Here is a 26,158-nt window from a genome sequence, read left to right as displayed (position 1 = left end):
TTTTGCCTAAATGCAAAACTCATCATCCTTAGATTGATTTTAAGCTATTGATAAAATTTATTATTTTAATGGATAATCAGTTTGTTAACTGATGTAGATCTATTCGTATCATTTATGTTTTAGATCAAAGTGGCGGGTTGATTGGGTTTAATTATTTAATTAAAAAAAAGCAGGGTTCGGTTTTTATGATCAATGCAAGATCAAAATGAACAGTATAGAATGGCAGAAAATAAATGATTAAATGCTGTGTCCGGTAATTAGTGATCAATCTATGACTCAATCCTCTGTAACTGAAAGTTCATCGTTAAATAGTATGTCTAAATTTTTCTTATATAGTAAAAAGTTATTGGCGGTTGTAGCTGCGATTACACAAGGATTTTATCTGGTTTTTCGTCACCGTTTATATAAAGACCCGAATAATCCGTGTAATACACGTTATGTGCAGCATTTTTGCCGTCAATTATGCGAAGTTTTTAATCTTGAAATTCATGTGCATGGCGTAATTCCACGTGAGCCGGCGCTGTGGGTGAGCAATCATATTTCCTGGCTCGATGTCGCCGTTTTGGGTTCTGGTGCTCGAGTGTTCTTTTTGGCCAAAGCGGAAATTGAAAAATGGCCCCTACTTGGCAAACTGGCAAAGGGTGGTGGAACACTGTTTATTCAACGTGGCTCTGGTGATTCGGTTAAAATTAAACAGCAAATTACCGAATTTTTAAAACAAGATATTCCGGTGTTATTTTTTCCTGAAGCGACCACTTCAGATGGTTTAAGAATAAAAAAAATCTATGGACGTATTCTAGCTGCCGCCATAGAAGCCAACCGTCCTGTGCAAATATGTCTGATTTGTTATGTTAATCAGGATGGACAACTGGATCTGGTGGCGCCGTTTATTAATGATATAAGCTTTGCCGATCATGTTAAAAAGGTCTTGGAAATGCCTAAAGTGAAAGCGCATTTAATGGCATTACCGGCAATATCGCCTGAAGGGCATACCGTCGAAACATTGACTCAGGAAGTTCACACCAAAATGATTGAAGGTTTAGCACAGTTACATCAAATAGCGCTTAAAAGTCCAACGTGAACGGGCAATAAAAATGAATCCCTGATAAAGCGAAGGCTTACATAAAGCCTTCGACTGGCAACCACGAAATGACTTTAACCCCTGCCTTTTGCCACCATTTCATTTTCGGTTCTTTGAGATAGGTTTTGGTGCTGCCATCCTGACGTTTAATTTTCCAGTTGATTTTATTGTTGGCATCTAAAACCAGTTTGTAGGCATATTTAGATAAATTCTGATCCATGGTCTGGTGCACAGCTCTGGCTAAATTCGGACTATCGAGCAAGACGCCAATTTCCGTGTTTAAGTAGGCAGAACGTGGATCAAAATTGAAAGAACCAATAAAGACCTGTTTTTGATCAATCGCCATCAGTTTGGCGTGCAGGCTGGAACGGCTTAAACCCTTTAAGCTGACTTTGGCTTTTTCAGCGATTTCCTGGGTATTGGCATTTAAGTTTTCAGTTTCAGGTACAGACAGAAACTCATATAACTCGACATTATCCTTTAATAAGTTCTTTCGATATTTGCCATAAAAAGCATGCACTAAAAACACGTCATTGGCTTTAAAAGAGTTGGTGAGTACACGCACCTGAATATTATTTTGAGCCAGCTCACTCAGCAGCTTTTCGCCTTTTTTTTCAGGAACGAAATAAGCTGAAATAATATCGACGCTTTGTTCCGGTTTTTCTAAACGATTCAGCAGTTGAAAATTCAAGTGTTGCTCTTTTTTCGCTTTAGACTTAATTTTACTCGGTGAATCACTCACGATTTCCGCTTTGACCCAATCAAATTGGATGCTGCTATTCAGCCATTTTTCAAAGGCATGTGAGCGTGTGGCTAAATCAAGATAGTTCTGAACGGTAATTTTTTGTGAATGTTGCTCAAGTTGCTGTTTTAGACTCTCAAAACGCAATGCATAATGCCGAGGATTGACAATCTGTTTGACCGGAAATGCATAATCATCATTCCAGTATTCATCAAAAGAATGAACAATTTCATCGGATGCAGAGCCGACCAGCATCACATCGACATCAGAAAATTGATAATTGTCGCTGACGTTATAATATTGATTACTCATATTGCGACCGCCAATTAAAGCAATCTGGTTGTCTGCAATAAAGCTTTTGTTATGCATGCGACGGTTGATACGTTTTAAATCCAGCACCATGTCCATGGCGCGGTAATGTCTAAAACGGTAAGGATTATACAGTCTGACATCAATATTTTTATGCTGATCGAGTGCCAGATAAATGCCTTCCATCTTTTTGGCATTATTATCGTCCATCAACAAACGGACTTTTACACCACGGTCTGCTGCTTTAATGATGGAATGCAGCGCAAGTGAGCCAATTTTATCGTTGTCCCAGATATAGTATTGTAAGTCTAGAGTTTTTTCAGCTTTATCAATAAGATGTATACGTGCTGCTAAAGCTTCCAGCGGATCGTATAAAACATGATAACCAGTAAGATTGGGGTTTTGTGCTCTTAACGGTAAAATAATTTGCGCCAATGAGGTTTGTTTGGTTTCGGTATCAAACGCATATTCAATCGGTTGCGGTGTTTGCTTGGGTAGGGTGGTACAGGCTGGAATCCCTACAATCAGGCTACAACTCAACAATACTGCAGTTTTATAGGTAGAAGAGCGGCGCAATTTAGGAGTATCGAGTTGAGTTGTGGGAGGGGAAGATTGCGCCATAAGTTATAAACAATACCAAAATTGGGTTTGAGTATAATTGCCAGCTGTGAAAAGATAAATATCAGAATAGATGAATGATGTCATATCTTCGTTATCGTTAGAGAAATTATTATGTGGGATACAGACTCGGTCGTTGTTTATTTTTATAGCATTTTTTGTGTGCTTGGGATTTGGGGTGTTGCACAAGCATGGTTGAGTCAAACGCGTACGGAAACCATTCATCCGTTTAAAGCCTTTGTGCATTTACTGGCATTTTACTTATCTTATTTACTGTTTCCTTTATTTTTCTTTAGCCTTTATGCCGGCTGGAGTGGCTATTACTCCATTCACGAATCTATTTTCATCTTCCTGCTGAGTAGTGTGCTGATTTATGCACGCTTTATTGAACCGCAGCATATCATGGTTAAAACCCGACAATATCAGTTGAATCCTGAACAGAAAATACAGCGTCCGGTCAAACTGGCATTGATTGCCGATTTACATATTGGTCTATTTTCCGGTCATGAACGACAACTGAAAATTATTGTCGATAAAATTAATCAGCAGAATCCGGATCTGGTCGTTGTTGCCGGGGACTGGACCTATGAACCTGAAAACAAACTTGCCGATGAACTGGCCATTTTACAGAACATTAATGCTCCGGTTTATTCAGTCAATGGCAATCATGATGAACAGTACCCGGGACCACCGATTCAAAACCTGTTGCGGCATGCGTTAAAAGTCAACAACGTGATTGATATTGAAGGTCAAATTGTTGAATTTGATGAATTTCGTTTGTTGGGGGTCGGTGATTTATGGGCCGGAAAAACTGATATGCGTTATATGCCAGATTTGCCGCAAGACAAACCCTGGGTGATTTTATCGCATAATCCTGACACCGTGGATATGGTGCCACAATTGCCGACCCGTCCTTTAATGCTGTCTGGACATACGCATGGCGGGCAAGTTGAACTGCCTTGGCTGACCAATTACATCATGAAAAAAGTGTCTATACTGGGACATAAAAAAGGTTTATATCAGCATGAACATGCCGATGTATTTGTCACGGTTGGAACAGGAATGGTGGGTGTACCTTTTCGTTTTCGGGTACCCCCAACGATTGATATCATCGAGCTGGTTTAAATCTTGAAGATCAATTTCTGGAACAATTTTTGACATACCCTAAAGCAAGATTGATTTATAACAATGAGAACAAAACAGGAGAAGAGTATGTCTTTTGCAGACGAGGTGGGGCAGTTTTTTGCTTTAACAGATATTCAATCGGCACAGCTTGAAGCGGGTTTGGTTGCTTTAGAACAGGCTTTTCAGCAAGCTGAAAGTGATGTGGTCAATACACCGGCATTTGCCGGCAGATTTTATCAAAAGTTTCAGCAACTGGTCACGGCATTTGGTATTGATGAAAATAATGTGGAAGCTTTTCTGGATCATTTATATGGAACAGAAAGATACCGTCAACTGGTGACTTACATTGTTCCGAGTTATTACAATGCCGGTGGCGATCGACAGGTGTTTGAAGAGCTCTATCAAGAAATGTTAAGTGATGAACAGATTTGAAGAAACAATATAAAAAAACCAGCGTCATCACGCTGGTTTTTTTTATTATTTGATGAAATTAAACCTGGTTGTTTACATCATCATTTTTGGTTTCACGAATGAGCAAGAATGCACAAAGTGACAAGATAGATGCCGCAGTTAGATAATAACCCACAGCATATAAACCATAAGTGGTCGCAAGCTTGGTTGCAATTAATGGTGCAAAAGAGGCGCCAAAAATACCCGCAAGGTTAAAGGTTAATGCTGAACCGGTATAACGAACTGAAGTCGGGAAGATTTCAGAAAGGACCGTACCGATTGGACCATAGGTTAAACCCATGATCGCTAAACCAATACACAGGAATAAAAACACTACGAGCGTGCTTCCAGATTCCAGCATATCGGCAAAGAAAAGACCGAAAATGGCAGATACAATACACACCGCAATAGAGGTGGTTTTACGACCAAACTTCTCCGCGAACACGGCAGAAAGTGGAATAAATGCAGCAAAACATAAGGTCGCAACCAGTTGTAACTGCAAGAATTGTTCACGGCTATAACCGAGCTGTTTGGTACCCCATTGCAATGCAAATACTGTAGTCAGGTAGAACACCACGAAAGTACAGATTGCCGCAATCGTGCCTAAAATCAGCATACGCCAATGTTTAGTGGTCACTTCTTTAAAGGGAATATTAACTTCTTTTTGCTTGTCCAATACTTTTTGGAACGCTGGTGTTTCATGGAGTTTTAAACGAATCCATAAACCCATAATCACCAGTAAAGCACTTGAAATAAACGGAATGCGCCAGCCCCATTGCATAAAGTCTGCTTCAGACATGAATGCACCCAGGGTCAGGAACGAACCTGTAGCCAGGATAAAGCCGATCGGTGCACCCAGTTGCGGGAACATACCGTACCAGGCACGTTTGCCTTCAGGGGCATTTTCCGTTGCAAGCAGAACCGCACCAGACCATTCGCCACCTAAACCCAAACCTTGACCTAAACGGCAAAGTGCAAGCAGTAAGGGTGCTGCGATACCGATCTGAGCATAGGTAGGTAATAAACCAATACATACGGTTGAAAGACCCATGGTGAGTAGTGCCGCAACCAATGTGGCTTTACGCCCAATCCGGTCACCCAGATGCCCAAACAGTGCCGCGCCAATCGGGCGGGCAATAAAGGCAATCGCAAAAGTTGCCAGCGATTGAATGGTTGCTGTCATTGGATCGGTACTGGCCGGGAAGAACAAGTACGGAAAAATAATGACTGCCGCAGTGGCATAAATATAAAAATCGAAGAATTCGATTGTGGTACCCACAAGACTCGCAGTTAGTACGCGGAATTTTGAATTTGTAGCTACTTCTGTAGTAGCAGCAATAGAATCTGAAGACGCCATGAGAAACCTTACACTTACTAAAAATAAAAAAACTTAGTTTTAAAAGCGTAATCTTTTTAAAAAAAGGCGTAATTTCTTAAAAAAATACGAAATACCGACTCATGTCTACGGATTTAGGGTTGCTAAAAAATGTAGAAATAGAAGGTTATATCACGTAAAGACAGATCGCTAAGAAATGTGATCCAGCGCCAATCAATACAAATACATGCCAGATAGCATGCGTATATCTTACTCTTTTTAATGCATAAAACAACGCACCAATGGTATAAGCCAGTCCGCCAATGATGAGATAGGTCAATGCTTGATCGCTTAAAAAGCGTTGCATATCATCCATTACCAGTAATGCAAGCCAGCCCATAGCCAGGTAGGCGATGAGTGAAATTTTCTGGAAACGATGAATGAAAACTAACTTGAATAGTGTACCAATTCCAGCAATCACCCAAAGTGCAATTAACAGGTATTGTGCTTTTGCCGTTGGAAGCGCAATAGACAAAAAGGGAGTATAGGTTCCAGCAATCAGATAATAAATTGCAGTGTGATCCAGTTTTTTGTACCAGCCCCGACGCTGTGGTGATTCGGCATAGTGATATAAGCTTGAAGCTGTAAAGAGTAAAATCAGGCTCAATGCATAGACACATAGGCCAATAAATTGTCCTAGCGGTAAATAACTGCCTTTAATCAACATGAAAATACTGGCAATGGCTGCTAAAACTGCGCCAAGTGCATGACTAATCGCATTTATTTTTTCTTCTTGTGGATCGTAGGTCTGCAAGTTAGATGTATTCATCGCTTATTTTCTATAATTAAAAATACACTTGTATAGTAATGAAGTTTTACCTTTAAAGTAAGAAGTTTTACACTGATAACTTAATTTACTCGAGTGATCTGTATGTCTCAATTGGCTTCTCCTTTTATTCAGGAACAACAATTCTTAGATGCTTTTCAGCAAGCCATTGAAACACAAAGTTTTGATCGAATGATTCTTAGCCAGTATAAAGGCGAACTTGAAAACCTGGAGAAAATGACCTTGCGAGTCATTTCACTGCAAGGGCAGTCGGTTTTAAGTTGTTTGTATCGTTATAAGACTCAAGATGTCACCAAAAACTATCCTTTAGCGGAAGCCAGCCAACTCATTCAAGATTTATTGGCACACTGTAAACAAGCCAATCTGTTTACCACTGAAGAAGAGCTGCAACTCAAAAAGAACAAGAAAAAAGCCATGCTGACGGTGAGTAAAAACAAATCTGCATCAAAGGTTCAAAACCTAGAAACTCAACAAGGACATGATCGCACGAAACATCGTTATGTCGATCAAGACAGTTATTTTTTACAGCCTTTAGGCATTACTGACGCGAAAGCGCAAATTATTCCAAGCATGGCGCGTAAATGGAAACAGATTAATAAATTTGTAGAAATTTTCTCGGGTGCTTTGGATCAAATTACACAGCAAGAGCATGCTTTGCGTGTGGTCGATTTTGGTTCAGGTAAAGGTTATCTTACTTTTGCCTTATACGATTATCTGGAAAAGCAGGGTCAAACGCCCTTTGTTACCGGGGTGGAGCTGAATCCGAAAATGGTAGAGTTTTGCCAAAATGTAGCGACAGCATCTAATTTTAAGCAATTGGACTTTTTTCAAGGCGATGTACGTACCTATCAACCAGAGCACCTGAATGTGATGATCGCTTTGCATGCCTGTGATGTGGCGACTGACTTTGCCATTCACACCGGGATTCGTTTAAATGCACAAATGATTATGTGCGCGCCGTGCTGTCATAAGGAATTGCGTCCACAGCTCAAAAGTCCGGAAGTGCTGAAGCCGATGTTGCAGTTTGGCATTCATTTAGGTCAACAGGCTGAAATGCTCACCGATACCATTCGTGCTTTGTTGCTTAAAGCCTATGGTTATGAAACCAAAGTATTCGAGTTTGTCGCACTCGAACATACCAGTAAAAACAAAATGATTTTGGCGACCAAACGTAAAGATTATCAACAACCCGATCAGGCGGTATTGGCTCAGATTCAAGCCTTAAAACAGATGTATGGCATTCAAAAGCATTCGCTTGAATTGTTGCTGAATAATCAGTGGGATCAGCAGGATATTGGCTGTAAGTGCTAATTTAAAATGGATGAAGCAGTCGCAAGGCTGCTTTTATGTTTAGGAAGATGATTTTTGATGACCCAATTTACAATACGCACAGGCAGTTGGGATGAATTGCAAAAAGATGCCAAACTGATTCGGGAGCAGGTGTTTATTCAGGAACAGCAGATTGCGGCTGAAGATGAATGGGATGCGGAAGATGCGGTTTCATTGCATTTTGTGGTTTATGATCAAGATCAGCCGATTGCGACAGCACGATTATTGCAAAATAACATCGTTGGGCGTGTGGCGGTGTTGAAATCGCATCGCGGTCTAGGCATTGGAAAATTGCTGATGCAACAGATCATTCAGCAAGCCAAACATGAACAGCGCGAATTTTTAAAGTTGTCTTCACAAGTGCATGCCATGCAGTTTTATGTGGGCTTGGGTTTTAAAGTTGAAGGTGAGCAATATCTGGATTGTGCTATTCCGCATATTGATATGCGATTGCTATTCAGGAGTACTTAGCTATTAAAATCTTCAGTTTTGAAGAAATAAAAAAGCCACTAAAAAGTGGCTTTTTTATTTCAGGATTCGACCATTATGCTCGGAATCAGTGACCAGCCCCATGTCCAGCTGATTTTTCAGTTTCTGTCATTGCAGCATGTTCTGCTTCAGTCATATTCATTTCAGCGGCAGTCGGTTCTGATGCAGCAGACGTCGCAGCTTGTTGTGCCTGCTTTTGTTTTTGGCTTGGCATGTAATCAGGTTCATTACTTATAGCAAGATAGAAAAATCCCATGAAAAGAGCGCCTAAAATACAAGCAATAATCAGGGCTTTCCAACCCCAAGGGGATTTTTCAGGAGAAGAATGGTTAGTCATAGAAAACACCAAAATGGATAAAAATAAATCAGAATCTAGGTAACTTTATAGCACAGAATAGAATGAAAGCCGACTCATAACTGATTAAACCATTCATTTAAATAAGGGATTAAAAATTAATTTTAACAGATGGATCTTTGTTTAAGTGAGGTCGAAGTTTATATCGGGCTTAGGCAGGAAAACTTACTTAAAAGATGGGTACATATTTGTAATGATTTAAAAGAACTCTTAAAAGGTATTAACGCCCTTATCTTCAATAAAAAGAAAGAGCGTTAATGCTTTATAGCTTAAGTCGTGTTATGAAATTTTCTCGCCAGTGTGCACTTTATCTTTCAGCAATTGTGGCGCTTTAAAACGCTCGCCGTATTTAGCTTCAAGTGTATTGGCACGGATCAAGGCTTTTTCCAGACCATACTGGTTCAGATACTGGATGGCTCCACCTGTCCATGGCGCAAAACCAATTCCAAAGATCGAGCCAACATTGGCATCTACAACCGATTCCAACACACCTTCTTCATAGCAGCGCAAAGTATCCAGCGCTTGAACAAACAGAAAACGGTCAATCATTTCCTGTTCGGATATCTCCACGTCTTTTTTCCAGTGGCTTAACCCTTCCCATAAATGTTTTTTACCACTTTCAGGATATTCATAGAAACCTGCACCCGCAGCTTTACCTTTACGGTTAAATTGATGAATCATAGTTTCAATCACATCATCTGCAGCGGAACGTGGCAGGTCTTTACCTTCTGCTTGCAGGGCTTTCCGCGTCTCGTTCGCGACATGTTCAGAAAGTGTTAAAGATACTTCATCCTGAATCGCAAGGGGGCCAATGGGCATACCGGCTTTGAGCGCTGCCATTTCAATTTTGGCAGGATGAACCCCTTCAGCAAGCAGTCGTAAACCTTCTTGTACAAAAGTACCAAACACACGACTGGTGAAGAAACCACGACTGTCATTCACCACAATTGGGGTTTTTCCAATTTGCTGGACATAGTCATAAGCTTTAGCTAAAGTTTCCGCTGAGGTGTTTTGCCCTTTGATGATTTCCACCAACTGCATTTTATCGACCGGGCTAAAGAAATGTAGACCAATGAAATGGCTCTCATCCTTAGAAGCTTTAGCGAGTCCTGTAATCGGCAGGGTAGAGGTATTCGATGCCATCACACCGCCAGTTACCAAATAGCTTTCCGCTTCTTGGGTGACTTTGGCTTTCAGTTCTGGATTTTCAAACACCGCTTCAATGATCAGGTCACAGCCTTGTAATTCGGCAGCATCGGCAGTAGCTGTAATTAAACTTAAAACTTGATCGCGTTTTTCAGCCGTTAAACGACCTTGAGAGACTTTCTTATCCAGCAGATTCTGGCTGTAGGCTTTGCCTTTTTCAGCCGCTTCTGTTGATACATCTTTTAAAATAACTTGTATGCCTTTCGATGCAGTCGCATAAGCAATCCCTGCACCCATCATCCCGGCGCCTAAAATACCGACTTTAGTGGCTTTCCATTTGGCAATGTCTTGCGGACGACTGGCACCTGATTTAATCGCATTCAAACCGTGCCAGAACGTACCAATCATATTTTTAGAAATCTGACCGGTCGCAAGGTAGGTGAAATAACGCGATTCAATGGTCAGTGCCGTATCGACATCCACCTGCGCACCTTCAACGGCTACGGCCATAATCGCTTCAGGGGCAGGGTAGCAACCTTTGGTCTTGTCACGCAGTATCGCAGGTGCAATCGCAAGCATTTGAGCGACTGCCGGCGTTGAAGGCGATCCACCTGGAATTTTGTAACCTTTCACATCAAACGGTTGTTGCGATATTGGATTGGCTTTGACCCAAGCAATGGCTTTATCTAACAGTTTTTGTTCAGTTTCCACAATATCGTGAATCAGGCCTAAAGATTTGGCTTTCTCTACTCCAAACTGTTTGCCTTCCATCAACAGTGGAAATGCATTTTGTAAACCGAGTAGCCGTATAGTACGCACGATTCCGCCACCGCCCGGCAATAATCCTAAAGTCACTTCAGGTAAACCGAACTTGGCTTTCGGGTCATTCAGTGCAATACGATGGTGACAACACAAAGCCAGTTCCCAGCCACCACCGAGCGCCGTGCCATTGAGTGCGGCAACCACAGGAATACCACGCGTTTCGATATAGCGCAGTTTGGCTTTCATCTCTTCAACCATGTGAAAGAATGTGGTGGCATGATCCGGCTCTGCCTCAATCAGTTCATCAAGGTCACCCCCGGCAAAAAAGGTTTTTTTCGCTGAACGGAAAATAATCCCTGAAATTTCTGCATCTGCCTGTAGCTTGGCAACAGTATCTTCCAGTGCAGCACGGAAATCCGCATTCATGATGTTGGCAGACTGGTTTGGAGAATCTAGTGTGAGTATGACAATGTCATCGGCATTTTTTTCAAATTGAATTGCGCTCATTATTGTTCTCCTTATACCAATTCAATAATCGTTGCGATGCCCATACCACCACCGACACATAACGTAGCTAAACCGCGTTTTTTGCCTTGACGTTCCAGTTCATCCAGCAGTGTGCCTAAAATCATCGCACCGGTTGCACCTAGTGGATGTCCCATCGCAATCGCACCACCGTTAACGTTAACTTTGGCAGGGTCAACATTGAGTTCGCTAATAAAGCGCATCACCACCGCTGCAAAGGCTTCATTGACTTCAAACAGGTCGATGTCATCAATGCTTAGACCGGCTTTGTCTAAAGCCTTACGTGCAGCAGGTACAGGACCGGTCAGCATGATGGTTGGATCAGAGCCAACCAATGCCGTTGCTAAAACTTTGGCACGTGGTTTTAAACCCTGTTCTTGAACGGCTTTTTCTGAAGCAATCAAAACCAGCGCAGCACCATCGACAATGCCGGATGAATTTCCTGCATGATGGACATGATTGACTTGATCGACTTCAGGATATTTTTGCAGGGCGATGGCATCGAAGCCCATTTGTCCCATCATGGCAAAACTTGGATTAAGCTTGGCTAAACTTTCTGCGGTGGTGGTTGGTTTAATAAACTCGTCTTGGGCTAAAATCGTCACGCCTGCTTTGTCTTTTACTGCCACAATCGATTTGTTGAAATGGCCATTGGCTTGAGCTGCAGCCGCTTTCTTTTGTGAATCGGCAGCAAAAGTGTCGACATCTTCACGACTATAACCGTCAATGGTCGCAATCAGGTCAGCGCCAATGCCTTGTGGAATAAAGTCACAGGCCATGTTGGTTTCTGGATCAAGTGCCCATGGACCGCCATCTGAACCCATCGGCACACGCGACATGGATTCCACACCACCGGCAACTACGATATCTTCCCAACCCGAACGGATTTTCATGGCTGCCATATTCACGGCCTCCAGTCCGGATGCACAGAAACGGTTGATCTGCACACCGGCCACATCATTATCCCAACCTGCAGCAATAGCGGCCGTTTTGGCAATATCAGCACCTTGATCACCAATTGGAGTCACACAGCCCAGTACAATGTCATCGACTTTTGATGTATCGAGTTGGTGACGATCTTTCAGTTCATTGAGTAAGGTGGTGAGTAGGGTAATCGGTTTCACTTGATGCAGTGAACCATCTTTTTTTCCTTTTCCGCGTGGTGTGCGAATGGCATCAATGATGTAAGCCTCGCTCATAGCTGTTCCTTGGTTATGACTTTTAAATTGTTATACTTTTCGAGTGTAATGATTAATTTTTGAAGTGCAATGACGAGAACGGATCAGATCAAATGAGGTTTTTTGCCAATAAAAAAAGCCCAGACATGAGTCTGGGCGGAGAAACTGCAATCAATCTAAAAGATTAATGATAACCGTGTAATTGGCGATACAGTCCTGGTGTTACTCCAGTCCATTTCTTGAAGGCACGGTGGAAAGTACTGGTTTCACTGAAACCGACCTGTTGTGCCACATCTTCCAAGGTTAAACCCGGGTTGAGTAAAAGGTGAATGGCTGCATCACGACGTAATGCATCTTTAACCCCTTGATAGCTTTTGCCTTCAGCAGCCAAGCGACGACGCAAGGTTTGCGGAGACAAGTACAGCATAGATGCCACATCATTCAAGGTTGGCATTTCTTCACCAATTTGGCTCTTGAGCACATCACGAATACGTGAAGTTAAAGAGTTGGTGTTTTTGAATTTAACCAGTAATTGAGCCGGTGCCGCTTTTAAGAATTCTTCCAGATTGTCTTCAGTTTGACGGATTGGTAAATCCAGATAATCGGCTGCAAAGGTAATTTCAGTACGTGGCGTATCAAACTGCATCACCGGTGCAAAGAATAGTGCATCGTATTCATCGGCATGGGCAGGACGTGGATAACCGAAATGCACGCGTTCCAATGGAATACGGCGTTCAATCAACCATGATGCCAAACCGTGCCAAATCATCAGCATACTTTCAGTAATGAAATGGTCGGGGTCCATGCTTTGGGGAACATGAGGAACCAGACGTGCTTCGTGTTTATCACGTTCTATAGTCACTGACCATTCATCACCAAACAGTTTATAGAATTGTGCAGAAAGATCTAAAGCGTCTCCTAGCGTTTTCGCGTGAATAATCAACTGACACATAATGGCAAAAGTGCCCAAGCGACGTGGCTGTAAATCAAAGCCCATATGTTCGTCTTGGGTCACCATCCACAACATTTTAATAAAGCGGGTGTATTGCTCAGGAGAAATACGTGCTTTAGGTTGACGTAATAAATCGGGTTCAATGCCTACATGTGACAATAAAGTTTCGACGTCCATATCTAGACGTTTTACGCCTGTTAAAGCCGCATTCACGAAGTGAATACTAATCGTATCGCGACTTATATTAAACTCTTCAGTTTCTTTATCTTTTATATTCACTTGTAGTTGACCTAATTTTACATTCACTTGTAGTTGACCTAAATGACACTAAAAAATGTTTGGGTGGCAATTTACAATAGGTGTTTTGCCTTATTTACATCTTAAATTGCCGAAATGATCAAGGTAAATGGCTGAACATGACATTGTTTTGTTGTGTTTATATTTCTAAAATGGGTGAAAAACCAACATAAAGTGAGTAAAAATAACATGGAAGCTGCTTTAAAAGGATTAAAAGTTCTCGATTTTTCCACGCTTTTGCCTGGACCATTCGCCACCTTGTATTTGGCTGACTTGGGTGCAGAAGTGATTCATGTGGAATCGCCAACACGTCCGGATTTAATTCGTTTATTGCCACCTTATGCACATGGACAAGCGACTGCGCATAGCTATTTGAATCGAAATAAGCAATCCATAGCCCTAGATTTAAAAGATCCTGAGAATATTGCTGACATTAAGCAGAGAATTTCTGAATTTGACATTGTGATTGAGCAGTTTAGACCGGGGGTGATGCAACGGCTAGGTCTGGATTATCAAACCCTTGCCGAAATTAACCCGCGACTGATTTATTGTTCCATTACCGGTTATGGGCAAACCGGACTTTATAAAGATAAAGCCGGTCATGACATCAATTATCTGGCACTTTCCGGAATTGCAGGACATAGCGGTCGACAAGACAGTGGTCCGCCCCCGATGGGCATTCAAATTGCAGATGTAGCGGGTGGTTCTTTACATGCAGTGATTGGAATTCTATCTGCGGTGATTGAACGTCAACGTAGTGGAAAAGGGCAATATATTGATATTTCGATGACCGATTGTGTGGTGACATTAAATAATATGGCAGCAGCAGCAACACTGGCTGGAAAAACTAAACAATATGCTGAAAAAGGGCATTTGAATGGCGGAACCTTTTATGATTATTACCTCACCCAAGATGGTCGTTACTTATCTGTCGGGAGTTTAGAACCTCAATTTATGTCTGGCTTAGCCACCATTTTAGAACTTCCAGTGCTTCTGGAAAAAGGCGCTTCCTTTGATGAGTCAGATCGGCAACTGGTCAAGCAAGCCATTCAAGACAAAATAAAATCCAAAGCTTTTGTTGAGTGGCAGGCAATTTTCGCAGAACAAGACGTTTGCGTTGAACCTGTACTGTATTTGGATGAGGCTCTTGATTCGGAACTTGCCCAACAAAGACAATGGACAGTCGAGGTGCCTCTGGATACAAATTCAGAACAGACACAACAACAGTTAAGCTGTCCAATCAAGTTCTCCCGATCAAAAAATGTCTATAACTTCGCTGGACAGCGACTCGGAGAAGGGAAATGGTGATTTCTTCTATTTCTTATTGAGGAGTTAAAAAAAGAACGGGATGTGCGGTCAATTGTGCAGAAAAAATTGGCCAAGTGAACGAGAAATAGGCGAAATATTTATAAATATAATTATGGGGCCTTATATGCACTTATCTCCTCAAGTAAAGGCAGTTTTAGTTATATTCACTGCTTTCTTATCTAGTTTTTCTGTAGCACATGCGAGTGATGCATTTGCTGCAGAAAGCCCGTGGATGTTCGGTGATTGGAATGGTCAGCGTACTGCATTGCAAAAACAAGGTTACGATTTCAGTTTCGGTTATACCGGTGAAATGGCAACTTTGCTCGATGCAAAATATGCCTCAAGTCACGGAACTGAATACGCAGACCAGTTTGAAATTGGTATGCATTTAGATTTAGAAAAGATTGCCGGTTGGAAAGATACTGAAGCCCAAATTAATATTACCGAGCGTAATGGCCGTTCACTGTCTAATACTTCAGATGCTTTAGATGGTCAATCTACAGGTGGAGCAAATGGTCATTTAAGCTCTACGCAAGAAGTCTGGGGTCGTGGTCAAACATGGCGTTTAACTGATTTCTGGATCAAGAAAAAATTCTTAGAGCAAAAATTAGATGTGAAAGTCGGTCGTTTTGGTGAAGGTGAAGACTTTAATAGTTTTGACTGTGACTTCCAGAACCTGGCACTTTGTGGTTCACAAGTGGGTAACTGGGTCGGTGACCAGTGGTACGACTGGCCTGTAAGCCAGTGGGCTGCACGTGTGAAATATAACCTGATTCCAGAGCTTTATGCACAGGTGGGCGTGTACGAATACAACCCGGAAAATTTAGAACGCGGTAAAGGCTTTAATCTCAGCACTAATGGTTCTCATGGTGCGATTATTCCTGCAGAAGTGGTTTGGACACCGAAACTGGGTGAACAAAAACTACTGGGTGAATACCGTGCCGGTTATTACTACAGCACCGCTGACGCGCAAGTAATTAACAAAGCTGAAAAAGATCATCATCAGGGTGGCTGGATTGTTGCGAAGCAACAATTGACTGCGCATCAAGCTGATGTGTCTCGTGGTTTATCTGGTTTTATCAACGCGACTGTTCATGATTCAGAAACCAACAATGTGAGTGATATGCAAAACATCGGGCTGGTTTATAAAGGCGCGATGGATTTACGTCCTAAAGATGAAATTGCTGTCGGTGTTGCGCGCATCAACATGAATGATGATCTGAATGATGGCCGTAGCGAAGAATATGATGCAGAGCTTTACTATGGTTTACATGTAAGCAATTGGTTAACGATCCGTCCAAACGTTCAATATATTCGCCATGTCGGTGCGTATAAGAACGGCGAAAATGCTTGGGTGGGTGGTCTCAAGTTCCAGACAGCATTTTAAGGTTTATTTAGAGACTGAAAACGTAGAGAGGTAGTCAGCAGTGATTACCTCTCATTTTTTTAGAGGGACTCGTTTTTGTAGCTGATGTACATACTGTTAATCAAAAGGGGGATGAAGAATCCTTTTGATTAACCCTACTGAAAATCAAAGATTAAGGTGGTTGATATGAATAATCCATCTACAGGAACAGGAATACGTACATTTAGCGTCATTATTTTGGCGATATTTGCGTTGATCCTGCTGATAGGCGGTATCTGGCTAGCGGTACTAGGCGGTTCAATTTATTACATCGTTGCCGGTTTATTGTTGTTGGTAACAGCAGTTCTTCTGAAGAAATCGGATTCTAAAGCATTTTGGGTGTATGCAGCATTAATGCTGGGTACTATCATCTGGGGTGTTTGGGAAGCAGGCACTGATTTTTGGGCACTCGCACCACGTTTCGATATCTTGGGTTTACTGGGTTTATGGTTGTTGATTCCTGCGGTTTCTCGCGGAATCAGTGAGGCGAAAACAGCTAAAATTGCATTGTCTGGTACTTTGATCATTGCCATTGTGGTCATGATCTATGCAATTTTTAACGACCCGCAAGAAATTAATGGTGAAATTAAAACTGCACAGCCTAAACAGGCGCAAGCCATTCCTGGTGTAGCAGCTGAAGATTGGCCTGCTTATGGCCGTACTCAAGCTGGTGTACGTTATTCTCCTTTAAACCAGATTAACAGCGACAACGTTAAAGATTTACAAGTCGCCTGGACGTTCCGTACTGGCGAAATGAAAACTGAGAATGACTCAGGCGAAACCACCAATCAAGTAACGCCAATCAAAGTCGGCAATAACATGTTTATGTGTACCACACATCAACGACTTATCGCGCTTGATCCGGCGACGGGTAAGGAAAAGTGGAGCTTTGATCCTAAGTTAAAAGCAGACAATACGTTTCAGCATTTAACCTGTCGTGGTGTTTCTTATTATGATGCTGGCAATGCTGTACAGTTTGCAAAAAGCTTAGAAAGCAAACGTTCTAGTTCTGAACTTTGCCCCCGTAAAGTAATCTTGCCGGTGAATGACGGTCGCCTGGTGGCAATCAATGCGGACAATGGTCAACGTTGTACTGACTTCGGTAAAAATGGTGAAGTTGATCTGCAAAAAGACATGCCATTTCCGTATCCAGGCGGTTACATCCCAACTTCACCTCCAGTCATTACTGGTACGACCATCATCATTGGCGGATCTACAACAGATAACTACTCTACTGAAGAACCTTCAGGTGTGATCCGTGGCTATGATGTAAATACAGGTGAACTACTTTGGGTATTTGACACCGGTGCAGAAGATCCAAATCTGATGCCTGCTCCAGGTCAAAAATTTGTTCACAACTCGCCAAATGCTTGGGCACCACTGGCATACGATGAAAAATTAGACATCGTATATGTGCCAACCGGTGTAGGTACTCCGGATATCTTCGGTGGTCACCGTACTGAACTTGATGAACGTTATGCAAACTCTATGCTTGCCTTGAATGCATCCACAGGTAAATTGGTCTGGAATTTCCAAACCACCCATCACGATTTGTGGGATATGGATGTACCGTCACAGCCTTCTTTAGCTGACATTAAGGATAAATCGGGCAATATTGTGCCTGCAATCTATGTGTTGACTAAAACAGGTAATGCGTTTGTACTAGATCGTCGTACCGGTGAAGCGATTGTTCCAATCACGGAAAAACCAGTACCTCAAACAGTCAAACGTGGTCCACAAACCAAGGGCGAGTTCTACTCTAAAACTCAACCGTTCTCTGATTTTGACCTTGCACCAAAAGAAAAACTGACGGATAAACAAATGTGGGGTGCAACCATGTTTGACCAGTTAATGTGCCGTGTTTACTTCAAATCATTGAACTATGATGGCATTTATACACCACCTTCTGAAAATGGTACTTTGGTGTTCCCGGGTAACCTGGGTGTATTTGAATGGGGCGGTATGTCTGTCAATCAAGACCGTCAGGTTGCGTTGATGAACCCAATCGGCTTGCCATTTGTGTCTAGACTGATCCCTGAAGATCCAAACCGTAAACAAACGGCTAAAGGTGCAGGTACAGAAGCGGGTGTTCAACCGATGTACGGCGTGCCTTATGGTGTGGAAATTAAAGCCTTCTTGTCACCATTGGGTTTACCTTGTAAACAGCCTGGTTGGGGCTTTGTTGCCGGTGTTGATCTAAATACCCATGAAGTGGTTTGGAAAAAACGTATCGGGACAATTCGTGACAGCTTACCTAAATTGTTCCAGTTACCGGCAGTTAAAATTGGTGTTCCTGGTCTAGGTGGTTCAATTTCTACAGCGGGTAACGTCATGTTCGTTGCTGGTACTCAGGATAACTATATCCGTGCCTTCAATGTGACTAATGGTAATCAATTGTGGGAAGGTCGTCTACCTGCGGGTGGTCAAGCAACACCGATGACTTATGAAATCAACGGTAAACAATATGTGGTGATTATGGCCGGTGGTCATGGTTCATTCGGTACTAAAATGGGTGACTATTTAGTAGCGTATGCTTTACCTGATCGAAAGAAATAATCATTAAAATTAAAAAAGCCTGATTCGTCAGGCTTTTTATTGGGTAAATTTAATCATTTTTAAAAATTTCATTTTTAAATATAAAAAGTAGAGGAGTTTACTCACTTAGATTTTCACATTTATTCTTTATATGAAAAATAATGATAAACAAGTGAAAACAACATCAAATCTGATTAAAAGCAGCATGATTCTGCTGTAACTGGCTATATCCGTGAAATCCCGACATGCTTATCAATAAAACCGCTATGAAATATGTAAAAAACGCATTTTGTTGATAGTTTAAATCTCGTTATGCTGTCAGCCGTTATAATGAACCTACTAGCTGTACGCCATGTATTTATATACTGATTTCGATCAGCAACTGATCAATGAACGTGTTGCACAGTTCCGTGACCAAACGGAACGTTATTTAGCGGGTAAATTGACGGAAGATGAATACCGTCCGCTACGTCTGCAAAATGGTTTATACGTTCAACGCTATGCGCCAATGTTACGTATTGCAGTCCCTTATGGTCTGATGAATTCTAACCAACTTCGTAAAATTTCGGATTTGGCAAAAGAATATGACCGTGGTTATGCACATGTATCAACACGTCAAAACATTCAGTTTAACTGGCCTGCACTAGAAAATGTGCCTGACATGTTGGCAGAACTGGCAACAGTTCAAATGCATGCCATTCAAACATCGGGTAACTGCATTCGTAATACCACAACTGACCAATATGCAGGTGTGGTTGCAGGTGAAATTGCTGACCCGCGTCCAACCTGTGAATTGATTCGTCAATGGTCAACGTTCCACCCAGAATTTGCTTTCTTGCCGCGTAAATTTAAAATTGCGGTGTCTGCATTGGCGGAAACAGACCGTGCAGCGGTTTCATTTCATGATATCGGTGTGTATATCGTGAAAAATGAAGCAGGCGAGATCGGCTATAAAATTAAAGTCGGTGGTGGTCTGGGGCGTACCCCAGTGATTGGCAGCTTTATTCGTGAGTTCTTGCCACGTGAAGATTTAATTGCTTATCTTGAAGCAGTCCTTCGTGTCTATAACTTGCACGGTCGCCGTGACAACAAATACAAGGCACGGATTAAAATTTTGGTAAAAGCTTTAACGCCAGCAGTATTTGCTGAAAAAGTTGAAGCTGAATTTGCCCATACCATTCAGACTTTAAAAATTCAGCCTGAAATCTTGAAAAAACTGGATGAAGAATTCACGCCATTTGATTATCAAGCTTATGCAGATCAAGATTTCACTGAACAGTTTGCTGCACATCCTAAATTCAAACAATGGTTCAACATCAACACCAATGCACATAAAGTGAAAGGCTATCGTATTGTGACGATTTCGCTTAAACGTGCCGGTATTGCACCAGGTGATATGACCGTTGAAGAAATGAATTTGATTGCAGATCTTGCAGACAAGTACACTTTTGGTGAGCTTCGTACCACGCATGAACAAAATATTTCACTGGTTGATGTTCCGCAAAAATACTTGTTTGAATTGTGGCAAATTCTTGAACAAAACAACTTGGCACGTGCGCACATTGGTTTCTTGACCGACATTATTTGCTGCCCGGGCGGTGATTTCTGTTCGCTGGCGAATGCGAAATCGATTCCAATTTCTGAAGCGATCTCTCGCCGTTTTGATGATCTGGATACCGTGTACAACTTGGGTCACATCGACTTGAATATTTCAGGTTGTATGAATGCTTGTGGTCATCACCATGTCGGTAACATTGGTATTTTAGGTGTCGATAAAAAAGGCGCTGAATTCTACCAAATTACTTTAGGTGGTAATGCCGATCATGATGCTTCAATTGGTGATATTTTGGGACCATCATTTGCGGCAGATCGTGTACCCGACGTTGTTGAAGAAATTTTAAATACATATCTTGATTTGCGTACTGAAGGTGAAGAGTTTATCGAAACCTACCGTCGTGTTGGCATTCAACCATTCAAGGAGCGTGCATATGCTTAATACCGCACTACCAGTGCTCTCTAAAGATGGCACAATTGCAGACAACACTTATCAATTGATTGGTGAAGATGGTATTTTACCGCAAGGTGATGTTGTTCTGACTGTAGAGCAGCTTGATCAATTGGAAAATGTACAAGGTAAAAAAGCTTTGTATATTACTGTTGATGCTTCTCCTGAGGTCAATGAATTCCCACTAGATCAGCTTGATGCAATTTTTATTGAGTTTGCAGGCTTTAACGATGGTCGCGGTTATTCATTTGCAGCATTGTTACGCCGTCAAGGTTATCAAGGCGAGCTTCGTGCGACCGGCGATATCTTTAAAGATGTGTTGAACTATTTAAAACGTTCAGGCTTCGATACTTTCGTAATAAAAGAAGGTAAGGATATTCAGGAAGCTGCTGCGGGTTTAAATGATTTTAAACATCCGTACCAAGCCTCTACTGCGGTTGCTCAGGCAAGTTATCAAACAGGTGCTTAATCTCAATTAAGTTGCTGTAAAAAAGCCGGATTGATTCCGGCTTTTTTGTGTTTAAAGAAAATATTACATTGCTTCTAATTGACAATTGATCATCCATTTAATTCCAAACTGATCGGTAAAAGCCCCATACAGTGCGCCCCAAAAGGTTTTTTCTAAGGGCATTTCAATTTGTCCATTCACAGATAAAGCCTCAAATAAACGTTGTGCTTCCGCTTTTTCATTGGCGTTGAGATTAATTGAAATATAGTGATTATTACCTTTGGTGAAAACCGTATTGGTTTGCGCACAGAATTGATCATTGATATCGGATGCCATCAGTTCTGTATATTCGTTGATTGTTAGCGAAATATGAAGAATAAGGTTTTTATCTGCTTCAGATAGCGTGATGCCTTCTTCAGATGCATTTCACCATAACGGGTCAGATTCGAAAATTCGCCACCAAAAACTGATTTATAAAAGTTAAAGGCAGCTTCAGTTTCATCTTGGAAATTGAGGTAGTGATTAAGTTGCATGAGAGAACTCCTTTTTCGTTCTACTCCATTTAATCTAACCAGCTTTATTTTATTTTTACATGCAGAAAGCTTATAAAAATGTAAGCATAAAAAATCCCTCTATGTGGAGGGATTTTTTGTCCTCTCTCCCATAGGGAGGGAGTTAGAGAGAGTATTCCTCATCTTTATTAAAGAGAGACTTTATTAAAGCAATTCAATCGCCACAGCAGTTGCTTCACCACCACCGATACACAGTACAGCAATCCCTTTTTTACCACCCGTACGCTTAAGCGCATGGATCAATGTCAGGATAATACGTGAGCCTGTTGAACCAACAGGATGGCCAAGTGCACAAGCACCACCATTAATATTCACTTTTTCTGGATCTAGCTTGAAATCATCGATAGGGCACATGGTGACCATGGCAAATGCTTCATTGATTTCCCAAAGGTCAACGTCTTGAGCATCCCAACCGGTTTTGTTTAACACTTTTTGGATTGCGCCAACAGGTGCAATCGTAAATTCAGAAGGATGTTGTGAATTTGATGCATAAGCCACAATTTTCGCCAAAGGTTTTAAACCTTTGGTTGCTGCATTATCTGCTGAAGTAAGTACAAGTGCAGATGCACCATCAGAAATAGAGCTGGCATTGGCAGCTGTAATGGTACCGTCTTTCGCAAAAGCAGGACGAAGTGTTGGAATCTTTTCGATATTTGCATTGAATGGTTGTTCATCTTTATCAACGACCACATTGCCTTTACGCGTTTTCACCGTTACAGGTACGATTTCATCAGCAAAGTAACCTTCATTGACGGCAGTTTGTGCGCGTTTTAATGAACGAATGGCAAAGTCATCCATTTGCTCGCGAGTATAACCGCGTGTATTTGCCATATCTTGTGCAAAAGAACCCATGAGGCGGCCTGTTTCAGCATCTTCAAGGCCATCTAGGAACATGTGATCTTTCACATCATCATGCCCCATGCGGTAACCTGCACGTGCTTTAGTTAATATATAAGGTGCATTGCTCATTGATTCCATACCACCAGCAACCACAATATTTGCAGAACCTGCTTTAATCATATCGGCAGCTTGCATCACGGCTTTCATGCCTGAACCACAAAGTTTGTTGATGGTGACTGCGCCCGTTGAATCAGGCAGACCGGCTTGACGCATTGCCTGACGTGCAGGACCTTGCTTTAAACCGGCAGGGAGTACACAGCCCATAATGACTTCTTCGACATCGGTTGGTTGTAATCCTGCACGAGCAATGGCTTCTTTAATTGAAGCTGCACCAAGTTCAGGTGCTGTTACATCCGCTAAGCTACCTTGAAAACCGCCCATAGCTGTACGTGCACCATTTACAATTACAATGTCTGTCATTTTTTTCTCTCCGAGATTTACTTTTTAGTGGATTATTTTCCAAACATAAGCAGTATATTGAAAAATGGGCAGGAATAAAGTCTGTTTGTTCTCCACCTTTAGACTGATAAGTTTTTAGCAGCTAAGTGGATTCTCAATACGGGTATGTCCCATACGACTAAGAACAATCTTATAATGAGGTTGTTGGTAAATAGAGCAATAATAGAAACTGCCATTTGATCCGTTCGGAAGCCCATTTTCAGCTTGAAAAGTTAAGCTGGGAATACTTAAAGTACCTCTCCAATTTAAATTTCCATATTGCAGCTCAGTTGATTCTGTAGAGATAATTTTTTCATCAGTATCTGCCTGTCTGTTTTTATTTGTATCTAAAAAGACAATAAAACCTGAATTCCAGTGGCTTGCCTGGCAATTCACTTTGTTTTGACTAGGACAAATAACAACATTGGTGTGGTGTATAGCAGCATGTGATTTTGCCAATTGAATACTTGAAACCAGTGTATGGGTAATTTTTTTGATTTCTTGTTTAGCCATTGTTTCGTGAAAATAAGGTAAGGCTATGGAAGTAATAATCGCTAAAATAGCAAGCGTAACAATGAGCTCAATGAGTGTAAAACCCGTTTTTTGTTTGGAAATCATTAAATTAACCTTGTAATATATTTTTTTCTAATTGTTTATGTTATTAATGTTTTGTTTTTAATAGTTTTTTTTGCGAGTAAGATTTATTACTCAACTTTTAAGAAAGCTGTTAAAATAATTAGTAAGTGACAATAAGCTATTCATAAGAATAAATTGAGTAAAAAATTACCGAATTACAACGGAAATTGTAAGTAATTTTGTCAATAATTTACTTGATTAAAATTATCAAGCACTTGGAAAAAAAATAAAGTGTTTGTATGATTCAAAGTGAATGGCTTTAGAATAAAACTGGGGTATTAGAAAGCCCATCTCAGAATAGCCCAAATTTAGGCTTGAGCTTGAACTTGAACTTGAAAACAATTGTTATCTCTGGAGGATAATTCCATGAAAATGAGTCGTATTGCCTTAGCAATGCTCGTTGCTGCACCTTTGGCTGCTGCTAACGCTGGCGTAACTATTACACCATTAATGCTTGGTTACACTTTCCAAGACACTCAACACAACAACAGCCGTGGCAACCTAACTAATGGTGGGCAAGAGCTTCAAGACGATTTATTCGTTGGTGCTGCACTTGGTGTTGAATTAACTCCATGGTTAGGTTTTGAAGCTGAATATAACCAAGTTAAAGGTGATTCAGATTTCAACCAGGGTGAATATAAGCAAACTCAAATCAATGGTAACTTCTATGCTACTTCTGATTTGATCACTAAAAACTACGATAGCAAAATCAAACCTTATGTATTATTAGGTGCTGGTCACTATAAATATGAGCTTGATAGCGCTGCTGGTCGTGATACACGTGGCTTTGAAGAAGAAGGTACTTTAGGTAATGCTGGTCTTGGTGCTTTCTGGCGTCTAAACGATGCTTTATCTCTTCGTACTGAAGCTCGTGCTACTTACAACATCGATGAAGATTTCTGGAACTACACAGCTTTAGCTGGTCTTAATGTCGTTCTTGGTGGTCACTTGAAACCAGCTGCTCCTGTAGTTGAAGTTGCTCCAGTTGAACCTGTAGCTCCAGTTCAACCAGCTCCACAAGAGTTGACTGAAGACCTTAACATGGAACTTCGTGTGTTCTTTGATACAAACAAATCAAACATCAAAGATCAATATAAACCAGAAATCGCTAAAGTTGCTGAGAAGTTAGTTGAATATCCAAACGCTACTGCTCGCATCGAAGGTCACACAGATAACACTGGTCCACGTGCATTGAACGAACGTTTATCTTTAGCTCGTGCTAACTCTGTTAAATCTTCACTTGTAAATGAATACAATGTAGATCCAGCTCGTTTGTCTACTCAAGGTTTCGCTTGGGATCAACCGATTGCTGACAACAACACTAAAGAAGGTCGTGCTATGAACCGTCGTGTATTCGCGACAATTTCTGGTAGCCGTACAGTTGTTGCAGAACCAACTCAAGCTCAATAATTAATTATTGATCTAATATAAAAAAGCGGCCTTAGGGCTGCTTTTTTATGTTCGCTACATAAGCATAACTTGTTTAATACACTGTTTCATTTTTATCTTGTTCTAATAAACACCTATATACAATAAAAAGAGGGTAAAACAATGAGCCAGATGTTAACGACCAAAAAAGATGGTACTTCAATTTATTATAAAGATTGGGGAAATGGTCCGACAGTTGTCTTTTCACATGGATGGCCTTTGTCGAGTGATGCTTTTGAAGACCAAATGTTATTTTTAGCTCAACATGGCTATCGAGTTATTGCATTTGATCGGCGTGGACATGGAAGGTCTAGTCAACCTTGGGCTGGACATAGCATTGATCAATATGCAGAAGATTTATATCAATTGGTTGAACATTTAAATTTGGATAGTTTCGCGTTGGTCGGGCATTCCACGGGTGGGGCGGTAGTCACACGTTATACTGCAAAATATGGACAGCAGAAGGTCACTAAACTTGCATTGATTGCGGCTGTGACTCCGTTAATGATTAAGCGAGATGATTATCCAGACGGAGTTGATCCAGAAGTATTTGATGAAATGCGTGCAAATTTACTGGATAACAGAGCTGATTTTTATCTGGATTTTGCTAAAAAATTTTATGGTTACGACAAATTGCTCAATAAAAAATCTGAAGGTGTGGTGCAAAATTTTTGGCGTATCGCTATGCAAGGTTCAATCAAAGCACATTACGATTGTATTGAGGCTTTTTCCGAAACAGATTTACGTGAAGATTTAAAACAGCTCACTGTGCCGACTTTGGTACTTTATGGAACCGCAGATGAAATTGTACCACCCGAAATTTGTAGTCAGCAGGCGGTAAAGCTTTTAAAGCATGGAGTAGAAGAGCAAATTAAAGGGGCACCGCATGGTTTATGTACCACCCATAAAAATGAAGTTAGTTTTGCTTTAAAACAATTTTTTGCAGAAGATTCATTATTATAG

General features: G+C 41.2%; 21 protein-coding genes and 1 pseudogene. 12 read left to right on the top strand and 10 right to left on the bottom strand.

What is annotated here, in order from left to right; all coding sequences use genetic code 11:
* Nucleotides 1-271 precede the first annotated feature (271 nt).
* Nucleotides 272-1,081 (top strand): lysophospholipid acyltransferase family protein, encoded by an 810-nt coding sequence (locus E0409_RS09665; RefSeq protein ID WP_131290174.1) that lies wholly within the window; start codon nt 272-274, stop codon nt 1,079-1,081.
* Between the two features lie 37 nt (nt 1,082-1,118).
* On the opposite strand, the gene E0409_RS09660 is transcribed toward E0409_RS09665, so the two are convergent.
* On the bottom strand, nt 1,119-2,753 hold the full coding sequence (locus tag E0409_RS09660) for a phospholipase D family protein (RefSeq protein WP_131290171.1): 1,635 nt from the start codon (nt 2,751-2,753) through the stop codon (nt 1,119-1,121).
* 111 nt (nt 2,754-2,864) lie between these two features.
* On the opposite strand from E0409_RS09660, the gene E0409_RS09655 reads away from it, so the two are divergent.
* Together E0409_RS09655 and E0409_RS09650 are read left to right on the top strand one after the other, a co-directional pair.
* A complete protein-coding gene (locus E0409_RS09655; RefSeq protein WP_131290168.1) occupies nt 2,865-3,875 on the top strand; it encodes a metallophosphoesterase in 1,011 nt (336 codons plus the stop codon).
* A gap of 87 nt (nt 3,876-3,962) precedes the next feature.
* On the top strand, nt 3,963-4,307 hold the full coding sequence (locus E0409_RS09650) for a hypothetical protein (protein WP_131290164.1): 345 nt from the start codon (nt 3,963-3,965) through the stop codon (nt 4,305-4,307).
* 58 nt (nt 4,308-4,365) lie between these two features.
* Here E0409_RS09650 and E0409_RS09645 read toward each other — a convergent pair whose 3' ends face one another.
* Together E0409_RS09645 and trhA are read right to left on the bottom strand one after the other, a co-directional pair.
* Nucleotides 4,366-5,682 (bottom strand): MFS transporter, encoded by a 1,317-nt coding sequence (locus tag E0409_RS09645; RefSeq protein WP_131290160.1) that lies wholly within the window; start codon nt 5,680-5,682, stop codon nt 4,366-4,368.
* Nucleotides 5,683-5,827: 145 nt separating this feature from the next.
* Nucleotides 5,828-6,469 carry a PAQR family membrane homeostasis protein TrhA gene (trhA, locus tag E0409_RS09640; protein ID WP_131290157.1) on the bottom strand — a complete coding sequence of 214 codons (642 nt, stop codon included), beginning with the start codon at nt 6,467-6,469 and terminating at the stop codon, nt 5,828-5,830.
* A gap of 102 nt (nt 6,470-6,571) precedes the next feature.
* Here trhA and E0409_RS09635 point away from each other — a divergent pair, with 102 nt between their 5' ends.
* Complete coding sequence (locus E0409_RS09635) at nt 6,572-7,798, top strand: class I SAM-dependent methyltransferase (protein WP_131290154.1); 1,227 nt, start codon at nt 6,572-6,574, stop codon at nt 7,796-7,798.
* Nucleotides 7,799-7,855: 57 nt separating this feature from the next.
* A complete protein-coding gene (locus tag E0409_RS09630; protein ID WP_131290151.1) occupies nt 7,856-8,287 on the top strand; it encodes a GNAT family N-acetyltransferase in 432 nt (143 codons plus the stop codon).
* 85 nt (nt 8,288-8,372) lie between these two features.
* Here E0409_RS09630 and E0409_RS09625 read toward each other — a convergent pair whose 3' ends face one another.
* From E0409_RS09625 to E0409_RS09610, 4 genes are all read right to left on the bottom strand, one after another.
* Nucleotides 8,373-8,642: a hypothetical protein gene (locus E0409_RS09625; protein WP_131290148.1), complete on the bottom strand. Its 270-nt coding sequence runs from the start codon at nt 8,640-8,642 to the stop codon at nt 8,373-8,375.
* A gap of 297 nt (nt 8,643-8,939) precedes the next feature.
* Entirely contained in the window at nt 8,940-11,075 is a 2,136-nt protein-coding gene (locus tag E0409_RS09620) for a 3-hydroxyacyl-CoA dehydrogenase NAD-binding domain-containing protein (protein WP_131290145.1), read from the bottom strand.
* Between the two features lie 11 nt (nt 11,076-11,086).
* Nucleotides 11,087-12,292, bottom strand: coding sequence for an acetyl-CoA C-acetyltransferase (locus E0409_RS09615; protein WP_131290142.1), 1,206 nt, complete (start codon nt 12,290-12,292; stop codon nt 11,087-11,089).
* Nucleotides 12,293-12,455: 163 nt separating this feature from the next.
* Nucleotides 12,456-13,466, bottom strand: a complete 1,011-nt coding sequence (locus E0409_RS09610; protein ID WP_131290218.1) for an AraC family transcriptional regulator — start codon at nt 13,464-13,466, stop codon at nt 12,456-12,458.
* 243 nt (nt 13,467-13,709) lie between these two features.
* Here E0409_RS09610 and E0409_RS09605 point away from each other — a divergent pair, with 243 nt between their 5' ends.
* From E0409_RS09605 to E0409_RS09585, 5 genes are all read left to right on the top strand, one after another.
* On the top strand, nt 13,710-14,828 hold the full coding sequence (locus tag E0409_RS09605) for a CaiB/BaiF CoA transferase family protein (RefSeq protein ID WP_131290139.1): 1,119 nt from the start codon (nt 13,710-13,712) through the stop codon (nt 14,826-14,828).
* 124 nt (nt 14,829-14,952) lie between these two features.
* Nucleotides 14,953-16,215, top strand: coding sequence for a carbohydrate porin (locus tag E0409_RS09600; RefSeq protein ID WP_131290136.1), 1,263 nt, complete (start codon nt 14,953-14,955; stop codon nt 16,213-16,215).
* A gap of 165 nt (nt 16,216-16,380) precedes the next feature.
* Complete coding sequence (locus E0409_RS09595) at nt 16,381-18,789, top strand: glucose/quinate/shikimate family membrane-bound PQQ-dependent dehydrogenase (protein WP_131290133.1); 2,409 nt, start codon at nt 16,381-16,383, stop codon at nt 18,787-18,789.
* Nucleotides 18,790-19,120: 331 nt separating this feature from the next.
* The gene (locus E0409_RS09590) at nt 19,121-20,764 is read left to right on the top strand and encodes a nitrite/sulfite reductase (protein WP_131290130.1); all 1,644 of its coding nucleotides are present in this window, start codon (nt 19,121-19,123) and stop codon (nt 20,762-20,764) included.
* Complete coding sequence (locus E0409_RS09585) at nt 20,757-21,242, top strand: DUF934 domain-containing protein (protein ID WP_131290127.1); 486 nt, start codon at nt 20,757-20,759, stop codon at nt 21,240-21,242. Before E0409_RS09590 ends, E0409_RS09585 begins: the two co-directional genes overlap by 8 nt.
* A gap of 63 nt (nt 21,243-21,305) precedes the next feature.
* On the opposite strand, the pseudogene E0409_RS09580 reads toward E0409_RS09585, so the two are convergent.
* The 3 genes and pseudogenes from E0409_RS09580 to E0409_RS09570 form a co-directional block, all read right to left on the bottom strand.
* A pseudogene (locus E0409_RS09580) lies at nt 21,306-21,754 on the bottom strand (VOC family protein).
* 183 nt (nt 21,755-21,937) lie between these two features.
* Nucleotides 21,938-23,113, bottom strand: coding sequence for a thiolase family protein (locus tag E0409_RS09575; protein WP_131290123.1), 1,176 nt, complete (start codon nt 23,111-23,113; stop codon nt 21,938-21,940).
* A 114-nt stretch (nt 23,114-23,227) separates the two neighbouring features.
* Complete coding sequence (locus E0409_RS09570; RefSeq protein WP_131290120.1) at nt 23,228-23,749, bottom strand: GspH/FimT family pseudopilin; 522 nt, start codon at nt 23,747-23,749, stop codon at nt 23,228-23,230.
* A 384-nt stretch (nt 23,750-24,133) separates the two neighbouring features.
* Here E0409_RS09570 and omp38 point away from each other — a divergent pair, with 384 nt between their 5' ends.
* Both omp38 and E0409_RS09560 read left to right on the top strand, forming a co-directional pair.
* On the top strand, nt 24,134-25,177 hold the full coding sequence (omp38, locus tag E0409_RS09565) for an outer membrane protein Omp38 (protein WP_131290117.1): 1,044 nt from the start codon (nt 24,134-24,136) through the stop codon (nt 25,175-25,177).
* Nucleotides 25,178-25,318: 141 nt separating this feature from the next.
* Nucleotides 25,319-26,158 (top strand): alpha/beta fold hydrolase, encoded by an 840-nt coding sequence (locus E0409_RS09560; protein WP_131290115.1) that lies wholly within the window; start codon nt 25,319-25,321, stop codon nt 26,156-26,158.

The sequence above is a fragment of the Acinetobacter sp. ANC 4862 genome (genome assembly GCF_004336635.1).
Classification (GTDB): domain Bacteria; phylum Pseudomonadota; class Gammaproteobacteria; order Pseudomonadales; family Moraxellaceae; genus Acinetobacter.
Note: the sequence above shows the minus strand (reverse complement) of the source record. Positions and strands in the feature narration are given on the sequence as shown.

Excerpts from the sequence above, each read along its gene's own strand:
- E0409_RS09645 (WP_131290160.1), bottom strand. The coding sequence starts at position 5,682 with ATGGCGTCTTCAGATTCTATTGCTGCTACTACAGAAGTAGCTACAAAT.
- E0409_RS09660 (WP_131290171.1), bottom strand. The coding sequence starts at position 2,753 with ATGGCGCAATCTTCCCCTCCCACAACTCAACTCGATACTCCTAAATTG.
- E0409_RS09615 (WP_131290142.1), bottom strand. The coding sequence starts at position 12,292 with ATGAGCGAGGCTTACATCATTGATGCCATTCGCACACCACGCGGAAAA.
- E0409_RS09560 (WP_131290115.1), top strand. The coding sequence starts at position 25,319 with ATGAGCCAGATGTTAACGACCAAAAAAGATGGTACTTCAATTTATTAT.
- trhA (WP_131290157.1), bottom strand. The coding sequence starts at position 6,469 with ATGAATACATCTAACTTGCAGACCTACGATCCACAAGAAGAAAAAATA.
- E0409_RS09605 (WP_131290139.1), top strand. The coding sequence starts at position 13,710 with ATGGAAGCTGCTTTAAAAGGATTAAAAGTTCTCGATTTTTCCACGCTT.
- E0409_RS09590 (WP_131290130.1), top strand. The coding sequence starts at position 19,121 with ATGTATTTATATACTGATTTCGATCAGCAACTGATCAATGAACGTGTT.
- E0409_RS09585 (WP_131290127.1), top strand. The coding sequence starts at position 20,757 with ATGCTTAATACCGCACTACCAGTGCTCTCTAAAGATGGCACAATTGCA.
- E0409_RS09635 (WP_131290154.1), top strand. The coding sequence starts at position 6,572 with ATGTCTCAATTGGCTTCTCCTTTTATTCAGGAACAACAATTCTTAGAT.
- omp38 (WP_131290117.1), top strand. The coding sequence starts at position 24,134 with ATGAAAATGAGTCGTATTGCCTTAGCAATGCTCGTTGCTGCACCTTTG.
- E0409_RS09650 (WP_131290164.1), top strand. The coding sequence starts at position 3,963 with ATGTCTTTTGCAGACGAGGTGGGGCAGTTTTTTGCTTTAACAGATATT.
- E0409_RS09595 (WP_131290133.1), top strand. The coding sequence starts at position 16,381 with ATGAATAATCCATCTACAGGAACAGGAATACGTACATTTAGCGTCATT.
- E0409_RS09620 (WP_131290145.1), bottom strand. The coding sequence starts at position 11,075 with ATGAGCGCAATTCAATTTGAAAAAAATGCCGATGACATTGTCATACTC.
- E0409_RS09665 (WP_131290174.1), top strand. The coding sequence starts at position 272 with ATGACTCAATCCTCTGTAACTGAAAGTTCATCGTTAAATAGTATGTCT.
- E0409_RS09625 (WP_131290148.1), bottom strand. The coding sequence starts at position 8,642 with ATGACTAACCATTCTTCTCCTGAAAAATCCCCTTGGGGTTGGAAAGCC.
- E0409_RS09570 (WP_131290120.1), bottom strand. The coding sequence starts at position 23,749 with ATGATTTCCAAACAAAAAACGGGTTTTACACTCATTGAGCTCATTGTT.
- E0409_RS09630 (WP_131290151.1), top strand. The coding sequence starts at position 7,856 with ATGACCCAATTTACAATACGCACAGGCAGTTGGGATGAATTGCAAAAA.
- E0409_RS09655 (WP_131290168.1), top strand. The coding sequence starts at position 2,865 with ATGTGGGATACAGACTCGGTCGTTGTTTATTTTTATAGCATTTTTTGT.
- E0409_RS09575 (WP_131290123.1), bottom strand. The coding sequence starts at position 23,113 with ATGACAGACATTGTAATTGTAAATGGTGCACGTACAGCTATGGGCGGT.
- E0409_RS09600 (WP_131290136.1), top strand. The coding sequence starts at position 14,953 with ATGCACTTATCTCCTCAAGTAAAGGCAGTTTTAGTTATATTCACTGCT.